Genomic DNA, 11,418 nt, shown 5'->3' on the forward strand with positions numbered 1-11,418 from the left:
GGGCGGGTAGGTTGGTGCCGAGGAACGAGGCCCAACGTTGGGCCGCGCTGCGCTTGGTACCAACCTACGGAACCGTGTCGGCGGTCAGAGCTTCCCTTCGGCGGCCATCTGCACGTAGGTCGGGTCGAATCGCAGCTTGACGTTGCCCTTGTCGCCGGTGACCACGCCCTTGGCGAAGCTCATGCCGACGGCGTCGGCGTCCTTGGCGCCTTCGCCCAGCAGGCCGTGGGCGAAGGAGAACTGCGCCACCTTGTCCATGGTCGCCGGCAGTTTCGGGCTGGTGGCGAACTCCAGGGCGTCCTTGGGGGTGTAGAAGAGGCGGGTGGCGGCGAGCTGCGACTGGTAGCCGGCCAGGTCGGTGCCGGAGGCCTTGGCCATGTGCTCCAGGGCGGCACGGCCCTCGGCGTTGTCGCTGGCCATCAGCGCCACGATTTCGAACCAGGCGCCGGTCAGGGCCTTGCCCAGGGCGGGGTTGTCGGCCAGCGTTTCGCTGTTGACCACCATCATGTCCATGATCTCGCCGGGGATCTTGCTGGAGTCGAAGACCTCGGTGCTGCCCGGCTTGGCCTTGATCTCGGCGAGCATCGGGTTCCAGGTGGCGACGGCCTGGACGTCATCGGTGTCGAAGGCCGCGGCGATGTCGGCGTCGGAGGTGTTGACCACCTTCACGTCCTTCTCGCTGAGGTCGGCGCGCTCCAGGGCGCGGGCCAGGACGTAGTGGGAAACGGAGAGCTCCACCAGGTTGATGGACATGCCCTTGAGGTCGGCCAGGGTCTTGCCCTCGCCCTTGATCACCAGGCCGTCGTTGCCGTTGGAGAAGTCGCCGACGATCAGCGCGGTGCTGTCCACACCGCCGGCGGCGGGGATGGTCAGGGCGTCCATGTTGGTCATGGTGCAGCCGTCGAACTGGCCGGCGGTGTACTGGTTGATCGACTCGACGTAGTCGTTGAGCTGGGTGACCTGGATGTCGATCCCGTACTTCTTCGCCCATTTGTCGACGATGCCCTGGGTGGCACCGTATTCCCATGGCATCCAGCCGGCGTAAATGGTCCAGCAGACGTTGAAACTGTCCTTCTGCGCTGCATTGGAATTGAAGCTGATGGCGGCGGCTAGGCCGGCAGCGAGTACGGCGAACAGACGGGGCTTGCGCATGGATGACCTCCAGTTCGGTAAGGGACAGCGGGAGCGGCGCGGCACTTCCCTGCTTGCAGGGGCGCGTTCTCCCGGGCTTTTGTCCCGCCGTGTAACCTCGGAGGAGGTCGCCGGCTCTCGGACCAGCCACCCGCTTTCGCGAGCCGGAACCCTAGCCAGCCATTGCAAATTGTGGTGCCGCGGACCCCGGCTTCCACCGGGTTGCTCCTGCACGCCTAATCCTTAGCGAAGGCCATGCCAACCCGGCGCGAGCCACTGGCGGCGGGCGTTGTGGAGGAGGGCGGGGTGAATTTCAGCGGTGCGCAGGGGCGCGCCGTGCCCGTCTCTGGGGCGGGGCGCTTCATGCTGGTGCGTGGTAACAACTGGAAATGGATTTTGCCGACGGAGGGATGCACACCGGCCGTGTGAAACGGTGTCGAAGATTGTGGGAGAAATCCCGGGTGCCGACATTCGTTGGCGCCGTCCCAGCGGTCGAAGGAGGCCGCCATGTCCTATCGAACGATGTTGATCGCAGTACTGGGCCTGTCCCTGGGTGGTTGTGCCGTCTACGACTATGACGACGATTATCGTGGCTACCCGCGCAACTATGGCGGCGGTGGCTATGTCGTGCAGCAGCCGGCCTATTACCAGGGTTCACCGACCTACTACTACCGGACCGAGCGCATCTACCAGCCGCAGCGTTACTACCAGGTGCGCCCGCAGCCCTATCAGCCGCCGCGCCATGACCGCCGCTACGACGGGCGCAACGACCATCGCTACGACCGCCACGACAATCGCCATGACAACCGGCACGACTCGCGGCGCTGGGACAACCGCAACCCGCCGCGCCCGGACTGGAACGAGCGTCGCCAAGACTACACCCCGCGCCTGCAGAACTGGGGCGGCAACCGCCCGCCGCAACAGGGCTGGAACCAGGGCGGCGGCCGCCCCAGCTACGCCGTGCCGCCGGCCTACCAGGTACGCCCCCACGAAAACCCCATCCGCCCGCACCGCAGTGATTGGTCGCAGCAGAACCGTCGCTAAAGCAGAGCACTGAAACCTAGGCGAGGCAGCCAGCGCAAGGCGAAAACAGGCGAGAGAGCGGAGTCTACGAACCGTAGATGAGCATCTCGAGCCTGTTTTCAACGCAGCGATGGCAACGCAGCCCGTTTCAATAGCCGGTAATGGGCTGGGCGTCTTCTTCCAGCAAGTACTCCACCATCGCCCGCGCAGCCGGTGACAGGCTGCGCCCGGCGTGGCTGACGATGCCATAGGCGGAACGGGCGTCGAGGTTGTCCACTGGCAGCAGCACCGCCAGGCGGCCGGCCGCAACGTCCTCGGCCAGTACGTCCCAGGGCGCCATGCTGATCACCTCGCTGTCGGCCACCAGGGCCTTGAGCACCATGAAGTTGTTGCACTCGATGCCCAGTGGCTGCGGCTTCTGGTTGAGCGCGCCCAGGGTGCGCGCCACCTCCACCGGCAGCTGGGTGCCGGCCAGCGGGTAGGCGGCCAGGTGTTCCACGCGGATGTGGGGCAGCCGCAGCAGCGGGTGGCCGGGGCGGCAGAAGAGGGTGCCGGCGTGGCGGCGCAGGGGCGTGATGTGCAGCAGCGGGTCGCCCTCGAATTCGCGCACGTCCGCCACGAACAGCTCGATGGCATCCCCCAGCAACTGGTTGCGCAGGCTGTGCCAATCCTCGATGCGCAACTGCACCTGCACGCCCGGGTGGGCCCCGGCGAAGCGGCCCAGCGTACGGGGTACCAGGCGTGCGGCGGGGTAGGGGCCGGCACCCAGGCGCAGCTCGCCGCTGTCGAGGTTCTCCAACTGGGCCACGGCGCTGTGCAGGGCGCGGCGGCCGTCCAGCAGGCGCTGGGCGTGTTCCAGCACCAGCCTGCCGTGGGCGGTGAGGCTGATCTGCCGGGGGCCGCGGTCCAGCAGGCTGCAGTGGAGGCTGGCCTCCAGGGCCTGGATGCTGCGGCTGAGGGCCGGCTGGCTGAGGTTGACGGCTTCCGCCGCGCGGGCGAAGTGGCCGTGCTCGGCGAGGGCGACGAAATGGCGGAGCTGGCGTAGGTCGTTCATGCGTATCCCGCATCGGTTTCGGCAGAGGAATGCATTGGAATTATTGATCGGCGCCTGCCAGCCTGTCTGCTCCCATAACAACAACGAGCCGACATCATGCGCATCACCACCCGCTTCGGCGGCCTGCTGCTGGCCGCCGCCCTGCCATTCGGCGCCGACGCCGCGCTACCCGACGAGACCCTGGAGCCGAGCATCAACGCCGAGCTCGCCGACCACACCCGGCACTTCGACGAGAAGGTCTACAAGATCGCCGACAACGTCTGGTCGGCGGTGGGCTGGAACCTGGCCAACAGCGTGATGATCGAGGCGCCGGAAGGTCTGATCATCGTCGACACGGGCGAGTCCGCTGAGCAGTCGCGCAAGGTGCTGGCGGAGTTCCGCAAGATCAGCGCCAAGCCGATCAAGGCCATCGTCTACACCCACTTCCACCCGGACCACATCAACGGCGTGAAGGGCTTCGTCAGCGAAGAGCAGGTGAAGAGCGGCGAGGTGCAGATCTACGCCCAGGAAACCCTGCTCGACAACGTGGTGACCCAGGGCGCGCTGGTGGGGCCGATCCTCGGCATGCGCTCGGGCTACAGCTTCGGTGCGGCCCTGCCGGACAGCGACAAGCGCGACATGAACGCCGGCCTCGGCCCGCTGGCCCATCCCGGCGCCTCCACCTTCATCGCGCCGACCATCACTTTCAAGGAGTCCCTGGATACCACCATCGCCGGGCTGAAGGTGCAGTTCCTCCATGTGCCCAGCGAGGCGCCGGACGAGATCGTCCTCTACCTGCCGGACAACCGCGTGCTGATCAGCGCCGAGGTGACCCAGGGGCCGACCCTGCCCAACGTCCACACCCTGCGCGGCACCAAGTTCCGCGACCCGGTGGTGTGGGTGCAGAGCCTCGACAAGCTGCGCGCCTTCAAGGCCGACTACATGGTGCCGCTGCATGGCCAGCCGGTGTCCGGCCGCGACAAGGTGGAAGAGGTGCTGCGCATGACCCGCGACGCCATCGCCTACATCCACGACCAGACCGTGCGCTGGATGAACAAGGGTCTGACCCCGGACGAGCTGGTGGAGAAGGTCAAGCTGCCGCCGCACCTGGCCGGTTACACGCCTTACCTGCGCGAGTACTACGGCACCGTGAAGCACAGCGTGCGGCAGATCTACCAGGGCTACCTGGGCTGGTTCCAGGGTGACCCGGTGGACCTCGACCCGACGCCGCCGGCGGAGAAGGCCAAGCGCCTGATCGCCCTCATGGGTGGGCGCGACAAGCTGCTGCTGGCCGCCGGCGACGCCTACCTCAAGGGGGATTGGCAGTGGGCGGCGGAGCTGGCCAGCTACGCCATCCGCGTCGACCATGACGACAAGCTGGCCCGTGACATCAAGGCCCGCAGCTTCCGCCGCCTGGGCTATGCCAGCATGAACATCAACTGGCGCAACTGGTACCTGATGAGCGCCATGGAGCTGGAAGGCAAGCTCGACGGCGATGCCGCGCTGCAACTGTCCCAGGGGCTGCGCAACGCCTTCCTCTCGCCGGACATGCTGAAGAATCTGCCGGCGCGGATCTTCCTGCAGAACTGGGTGACCCGCATCGACCCGGAGAAGAGCGCCGACGTGAACCTCACCCTGGGCTTCGTCTTCCCCGACATCAACGAGCAGTGGGCGCTGGAGATACGCCGCGGCGTGGTGGAGATGCACCCAGGCATCCCCGAGGGCACCACGTTGAAGCTGACCTTCGACAAGACTTACCTCGACACCGTGATCAGCGGCGAGAACGGCCTGCTCAAGGGTGCGCTGCTGGGCGACGTGAAGGTCGACGGCAACCTGCTGGACATCAAGACCTTCCTCGGCTGCTTCGATTTCGAGGACGCCCCCATCGCCCTGACGGTGCGCTGACCCACCTGAACCGGCGGCGCCGTTCCAGGCGCCGCCCACGAGGCCGCCATGAAGACTTCCCCCTTGCTGCGCCGCACATTGCTGGCGCTGGCCCTGCTCGTCGGTCTGCCCGCGCTGCTGCTGTTCAGCCAGCGCGAGCTGATCCGCAACGCCGCCCAGGGCTACCTGTACGGCTACCCGCTGGTGCTCACCGAGATCACCCGCGACAACTTCAGCGCCGACATGGCGCCGATCAACCGCCTGATGCACGTGCCGCGCTTCCCCGACGCGGGCTTCCGCGAGATTGTCCGGCCCAACGTCGACACCCTCTACTCGGTGGCCTGGCTGGACCTGGAGCAGGGGCCGCTGGTGTTCGAGCTGCCGGCCACCGAACGCTACAACGTCATGCAGTTCCTCGATGCCTGGACCAACGTATTCGCCTCCCTGGGGCCGCGTACCACCGGCAATATCGCCGGGCGCTACCTGCTGGTGGGGCCGCGCTGGCAGGGCGAGGTGCCGAAGGGCTTCAGCCTGCTGCGCTCGCCTACGCGCATGGCCTGGCTGCTGGGCCGGGTGCAGACCAATGGCCCGGCGGACTATGACCGCGTCCACGCCATCCAGGCCGGCATCAGCCTCACGCCCCTGGCGCAGTGGCGGCCGGGCCAGGTGCAGGCCTCGGTGGCGCCGCCCGCGAAGGGGCGCAAGTCGGTGCCGCCGCTGTTCCAGGTGCGCGCCCTCGATAGCCGCGCCTTCTTCCAGCGCCTGGCTGCGCTGATGGACGACAACCCGCCACCTGCAGCCGATGCGCCGGTGCTTGGGCAGCTGGCGGCGCTCGGCGTGGAGCCCGGCAAACCGGTGGCGGAGTGGTCCTGGCTGCAGCGCCAGGCGGTGAACCTGGGCGTCTGGCTGGCCGAGCGCGGTGTGCGCAAGGCCATGGCCAACCCCAGCAACCTGCAGGACGGCTGGCGCGTACCGCCGATGCAGGTGGGCCGCTATGGCGAGGACTACGGCCTGCGCGCGGCGGTGGCCATGGCCGGCTTCGGCGCCAACCTGGCGGAAGATGCCATCTACCCCAATGCGGTGCAGGATGGCCGGGGCGAGGACCTGCAGGGCGGCAAGCGCTACCGCATGCATTTCGCCGCCGATGCGCTGCCGCCGGTGCGGGCCTTCTGGTCGCTGACCGTCTACGACGGCGACGGTTTCCTGGTGGCCAACCCGCTGAACCGTTTCGCCCTGGGCGACCGCGATGCGCTGGCGTTCAACCCCGATGGCTCCCTCGACATCCTGCTGCAGGCCGAGGCACCGCAAGGCGAGGGACAGGCCAATTGGCTGCCGATTCCCCACGAGGGTGTGTTCAGCGTGACCGGCCGGCTGTACTGGCCGAAGGCGGAGATCCTCGACGGGCGCTGGCGCATGCCACCGGTGCAGATGCAGGCGGACTGACCCCGAGTCGCGCGCGCCGGCCAAACGAAAGTGCGGAAGGCGCGCGCGGCTGGAGACGGCACACTGCAAGGCTCAACCTTGCAATGGAGAACCCCTATGCACGTCCTGTCGTTCGCCAAGGGCGCCCTGGCCATGTTCTGGCTGGTGGCGATCCTCAACATCATCTACCCCTTCGGCGAGCCCCTGCACCGCCCCTTGCTGCTGGTGGCCGGTGTGATGCTGCTGGTCCACGTGGCCGAGGCCGCGCTGTTCAACCGCAAGCTCAAGGCCCGTCCCTTCCCCTGGCTGGAGCGCACCCAGGTGCTGCTGTTCGGCTTCCTCCACCTGCGCGGGCTGCGCTGATCCTGCCACCACCGTTCCCGGGCTGAAGCCCGGGCTACGCGCCGGTCGGCACGGTGGTTGGGATATGGCGGTAGGGCGGGTGAAACCCGCGATGTTGTTGTGCGAAACCCTTGTCGGGTTGCACCCGACCTACACCGGCACGGCGTTGTGCATGTCGGGTGGAGGTCGCTTTTTACCTCCACCGATCGGTGTGCCCGGTCCTGCACATTCTTCCGGCGATCGTCTCACCCGACCCTGCTGCTTCGTCCCTCAGCCCAACCTACGGGGCTCCGTGTTTCCGATGGCACTGAAACCCTTATGGCCTTGCCCACGGCGCAGGTCGGATAGGGGCACTGTGCCATTGTTTTTTCCGCTTCCAGCCCGCACCATTCGCGCCTCGTTATCGGGGCCGCCTGGCGGTTCCATTGGCAGGAAATCGGATTTTGCTCAGCAGTATCGGCAAATGGCGAAGCACTGGTAGGCCGGGCGTTATAGGCCCGGCGCTGCTGTTGCTGTTCGCCTTGCTGGCCGGTGCCCTGCAGGCGGATTGGGATTTCACCCTGATCAGCCGTCGCGCCGAATCCCTCTATGGCCCCCTGGGCGATGGCAAGCAGCGCATCGATGACTGGCAGCGCCTGCTGGCCAGCCAGGTGGGCGCCAGCGAGGCGGAGCAGTTGAAAGAGGTCAATCGCTTCTTCAACGCCAAGCTGCGTTTCACCGATGACCTCGCCCTGTGGAACCAGGTGGATTACTGGGCGACACCGGTGGAGGCGTTGCGCCGCGGGGCGGGCGATTGCGAGGACTACGCCATCGCCAAGTACATCAGCCTGCGTCACCTGGGGGTGCCGGCGGAGAAGCTGCGCATCACCTACGTCAAGGCACTGCGCCTGAACCAGGCGCACATGGTGCTGACCTATTACGAGAAACCCGACGCGGTGCCCCTGGTGCTGGACAACCTGATCGGCAGCATCCTGCCGGCTTCCCAGCGCAGTGACCTGTTGCCGGTCTACGCCTTCAACGGCGAGGGCCTGTGGCTGAGCAACCAGGGCGGCGGCAAGAAGGTGGGCGACGCCAAGCGTCTGTCCCGCTGGCAGGACCTATTGGAAAAGATGAAAGCCGAAGGCTTTCCCACGAGCGAATAGCGGAGTCGAGATGTCCCTGTTCAAACAGCTGTTGATCGCCATCTGCCTGTTCCTGGTCGTCGCCTTCAGCGGCAGCTTCATGGTCAGCCTGGAAAGCTCGCGCGAGCAGTACGTCAACCAGTTGCGTTCCCATGCCCAGGACGCGGCGACGGCCCTGGGCCTGTCGCTGACGCCGCACATCGACGATGCGGCGATGGTCGAGCTGATGGTCAGTTCGATCTTCGACAGCGGCTACTTCGAGCGCATCCGCGTGATCGACATGGCCACCGGCAAGGTGATCGTGGAGCGCACCGGCGTGCCCGATGCGGTGGCGGCCCAGGTGCCGCAGTGGTTCGTGTCGCTGATCGGCCTGGAGTCGGCCGGTGGCGATGCCATCGTCAGCCGGGGCTGGACCCAGGCCGCGCGGGTCGAGGTGCAGAGCCACCCGATGTTCGCCATCGCCAAGCTGTGGCAGAGCGCCCTCGGCAGCCTCGGCTGGCTGGCCCTGTGTGGCCTGGTCAGCGCCGGCCTCGGGGCCGTGCTGCTGCGTCGCCAGCTGCGCCCGCTGGACTACATGGTGGAGCAATCCCACGCCATCGCCCGTCGCGAATTCCTCAGCCTACCGCAACTGCCGCGCACCCCCGAGCTGCGCCGTGTGGTGCAGGCCATGAACCAGATGGTGGAGAAGCTCAAGGCGCTGTTCCAGGAGCAGGCCGAGCGCAGCGAGCGCCTGCGTGACGAGGCCTACCAGGACAGCCTCACCGGCCTGGGCAACCGCCGTTATTTCGAGATGCAGCTCAGCGCCCGCCTGAGTGCCGAGGACCAGGCCAGCAGCGGCTACCTGCTGCTGTTGCGGGTCAACGACCTGGCCGGCCTCAACCAGCGCCTGGGCGGCCAGCGCACCGACCAGCTGCTCAAGGCCGTGGCCGAGCAGCTCGCGCGCAACAGCGCGGGGCAGGGCGCCGGCCAGTTGCTGGCGCGCAGCCGCGGTGGTGAATTCATCCTGCTGGCGCCGGGCCTGGTGCGCGAGGAGGCCGAGCAACTGGCCACCCGCCTCGACGGCGCCCTGGGCAGCCTGGCCAGCACCGGTGCCACCGACACCCATCCCGTGGCCCATATCGGCCTGGTGCCCTTCGCCCCGGGCGAGTCGCAGCAGGACCTGATGATGCTCGCCGACGAGGCCCTGGCCCAGGCCGAGCGCCAGGCCGATCGCGCCTGGGCGTGCATCGAGCAGACCAGCGCCGGCAACGTCGGCGATGACCGTCATGCCTGGCACGCCTTGCTGGACAAGGCCCTGGCCCAGGGGCGCTTCCAGCTGTTCTTCCAGCCGGTGGTGGCCAGCCGCGAGCCGTCGCGGGTGTTGCACTACAAGGTGCTGTCGCGCCTGCCGGACGAGCAGGGCGAGAGCATCCCCGCCGGGCGTTTCCTGCCCTGGCTGGAGCGCTTCGGCTGGTCCACGCGCCTCGATCTGGTGATGCTGGAACTGGTGCTGGCGCAGATGGCCAGCCACGACCAGCCCCTGGCGCTGAACCTCTCCGGCGCGCTGCTGCGTGACGAGAAGGCGCTGAACCGTGCCCTCGACCTGCTGCGCCAACATCCGCAGCTGGGCCCGCGCCTGACCCTGGAACTGGAGGAAGACCAGTTGCCGGAGCAGGCGGTGCTGGAGAGCCTGACCCGACGCCTGCGCGAGCTGGGTTTCGCCCTCAGCCTGCAGCACTTCGGCGGCCGCTTCAGCATGATCGGCAACCTGGCGCGCCTGGGCCTGGCCTACCTGAAGGTGGATGGCAGCCACATCCGCGCCATCGACACCGAGAACGACAAGCGCCTGTTCATCGAGGCCATGCAGCGTGCGGCCCACAGCATCGACCTGCCGCTGATCGCCGAGCGCGTCGAGACCGAGGGCGAGCTGCGGGTGCTGCAGGAAATGGGCATCCAGGGTGCCCAGGGCCAGCTGTTCGGCGCTCCCGCTCCCTGGCGTTGATCCCGGGCGGAGGCGGGCGCCGCGGCCCCGCCTTCCGGCCGTTGCCTTGAACCATCCCGCGCCTCACCCGGTCCCCTGAAGTACGCCAGAACACGACTTCAGGAGGCTCCATGCGCATCCACCTGCCGCGTATCGGGCTGGGCGGCGCACCGCTCGGCAACATGTTCCACCCCGTGGCCGAAGAGCAGGCCGACGCCACCCTGGTGGCCGCCTGGCAAGCCGGTTTCCGCTATTACGACACCTCTCCCCATTACGGCGCCGGGCTGGCCGAGGAGCGCTTCGGCCGCCTGCTGCGCACCCGCCGGCGCGACGAGTACCTGCTGAGTACCAAGGTGGGCCGGGTGCTGGAGCCGGCCGCCGCGCCGGAGAACGCCAAGCCCTTCGTCCATGAGCTGCCCAACCGGCGCATCCTCGACTACTCCGCCGCCGGTGCCCGCCGTTCCCTGGAGGACAGCCTGGTGCGCATGGGCGTGGAACGCATCGACCTGGTGTTCATCCACGACGTCTCCGAGGACCAGCACGGCCCGCGCTGGCGCGAGTACTTCGCCCAGGCCATGGCGGGGGCGGCGAAGGAGCTGACGGCCATGCGCGATGAGGGGCTGATCCGTGGCTGGGGGCTGGGTGTGAACCTGGTGGAGCCTTGCCGGCTGGCGCTGGAGCAGGCCGACCCGGACCTGTTCCTGCTGGCCGGGCGCTACAGCCTGCTGGACCACCGCGAGGCGCTGGAGACGCTGTTCCCCGCCTGCCTCACGCGCGGCGTGGGCATCGTCGTCGGTGGGCCGTTCAACTCGGGTGTGCTGGCCGGGGGCGATCACTACGAGTACGACCGCATCCCGGCGGAGGTGAAGCGCCGGGCGCAGCGGCTGATGGCGCTGTGCGAGCGCTTCGGCATCGATTCGCGGGCGGCGGCGCTGCAGTTCTGCCTGGCCAACCCGGCGGTGCTGTCGGTGATTCCCGGCACCGCGACACCGGCACGCCCGGCGCAGTACATGGCGCAACTGCAGGCCGAGGTGCCTCGGGCGTTCTGGCTGGCGCTACGGGAAGAGGAGCTGGTTGGCGCGGATGTGCCGTTGCCGGAGTAGGGCCCGGCGCAGCGGCGGCAAAGGGGAAAGCAGGGGCCGGGTCAGATGACGCCGGACTCCTCGTCGTTGATCAGGCGGTTCAGGCCGCCGAGGGCCTCGCGTGCCTGGTTACGGCTGAGCAGTTTGGATTGCGCGGCCTGGGGCAGGTCGGTGATGCGGATCACGCCCTTGGTCATCAGCAGGCCGATGAGGTCTTCCAGTACCCGGATCATTTCCTGGTCGCTCTGCTTGAGCTGCATCAGGCTGGCTTCGACGGTCTGGTTGGAATACCAGGCGAGTACGAGCTGGTCATCGGCGGGGAGCATGCCGGTGAAGCCTTCGAACTCGGCCGCTTCCACGCGCACCAGTTGACCCTGGTCGTCTTGCTGAACGTAAAGCATGGGGTACCCCCTTTCTGAG

At 67.8% G+C, this 11,418-nt stretch carries 10 protein-coding genes and 1 riboswitch; of the genes, 7 read left to right on the plus strand and 3 right to left on the minus strand.

Features of this window, described 5'->3' with window-relative positions; genetic code table 11:
• Positions 1-84: 84 nt before the first annotated feature.
• A complete protein-coding gene (locus tag OEJ36_RS13485) occupies positions 85-1,152 on the minus strand; it encodes a putative urea ABC transporter substrate-binding protein (RefSeq protein WP_263401919.1) in 1,068 nt (355 codons plus the stop codon).
• Positions 1,153-1,218: 66 nt separating this feature from the next.
• Positions 1,219-1,318, minus strand: a riboswitch (guanidine-I (ykkC/yxkD leader).
• Positions 1,319-1,638: 320 nt separating this feature from the next.
• On the opposite strand from OEJ36_RS13485, the gene OEJ36_RS13490 reads away from it, so the two are divergent.
• Positions 1,639-2,175, plus strand: coding sequence for a hypothetical protein (locus OEJ36_RS13490; protein ID WP_263401920.1), 537 nt, complete (start codon positions 1,639-1,641; stop codon positions 2,173-2,175).
• Positions 2,176-2,302: 127 nt separating this feature from the next.
• Here OEJ36_RS13490 and OEJ36_RS13495 read toward each other — a convergent pair whose 3' ends face one another.
• Positions 2,303-3,208 (minus strand): LysR family transcriptional regulator, encoded by a 906-nt coding sequence (locus OEJ36_RS13495; protein ID WP_263401921.1) that lies wholly within the window; start codon positions 3,206-3,208, stop codon positions 2,303-2,305.
• A gap of 96 nt (positions 3,209-3,304) precedes the next feature.
• On the opposite strand from OEJ36_RS13495, the gene OEJ36_RS13500 reads away from it, so the two are divergent.
• From OEJ36_RS13500 to OEJ36_RS13525, 6 genes are all read left to right on the plus strand, one after another.
• Positions 3,305-5,092 (plus strand): alkyl/aryl-sulfatase, encoded by a 1,788-nt coding sequence (locus OEJ36_RS13500; protein ID WP_263401922.1) that lies wholly within the window; start codon positions 3,305-3,307, stop codon positions 5,090-5,092.
• A 48-nt stretch (positions 5,093-5,140) separates the two neighbouring features.
• Positions 5,141-6,514 (plus strand): DUF1254 domain-containing protein, encoded by a 1,374-nt coding sequence (locus OEJ36_RS13505; RefSeq protein WP_263401923.1) that lies wholly within the window; start codon positions 5,141-5,143, stop codon positions 6,512-6,514.
• Positions 6,515-6,610: 96 nt separating this feature from the next.
• Positions 6,611-6,856 carry a DUF1145 domain-containing protein gene (locus tag OEJ36_RS13510; RefSeq protein ID WP_263401924.1) on the plus strand — a complete coding sequence of 82 codons (246 nt, stop codon included), beginning with the start codon at positions 6,611-6,613 and terminating at the stop codon, positions 6,854-6,856.
• 488 nt (positions 6,857-7,344) lie between these two features.
• A complete protein-coding gene (lapG, locus tag OEJ36_RS13515; protein WP_317891580.1) occupies positions 7,345-7,977 on the plus strand; it encodes a cysteine protease LapG in 633 nt (210 codons plus the stop codon).
• Positions 7,978-7,987: 10 nt separating this feature from the next.
• Positions 7,988-9,937 carry a cyclic di-GMP receptor LapD gene (lapD, locus tag OEJ36_RS13520; RefSeq protein ID WP_263401925.1) on the plus strand — a complete coding sequence of 650 codons (1,950 nt, stop codon included), beginning with the start codon at positions 7,988-7,990 and terminating at the stop codon, positions 9,935-9,937.
• A gap of 110 nt (positions 9,938-10,047) precedes the next feature.
• Positions 10,048-11,019, plus strand: coding sequence for an aldo/keto reductase (locus tag OEJ36_RS13525; RefSeq protein WP_263401926.1), 972 nt, complete (start codon positions 10,048-10,050; stop codon positions 11,017-11,019).
• Positions 11,020-11,060: 41 nt separating this feature from the next.
• Here the strand turns inward: OEJ36_RS13525 and OEJ36_RS13530 are convergent, their stop codons facing one another.
• Positions 11,061-11,399, minus strand: a complete 339-nt coding sequence (locus tag OEJ36_RS13530; protein ID WP_021218070.1) for a hypothetical protein — start codon at positions 11,397-11,399, stop codon at positions 11,061-11,063.
• Positions 11,400-11,418: the final 19 nt, after the last annotated feature.

It is taken from the genome of Pseudomonas sp. PDM13, from assembly GCF_025685765.1.
GTDB lineage: Bacteria > Pseudomonadota > Gammaproteobacteria > Pseudomonadales > Pseudomonadaceae > Metapseudomonas > Metapseudomonas solani.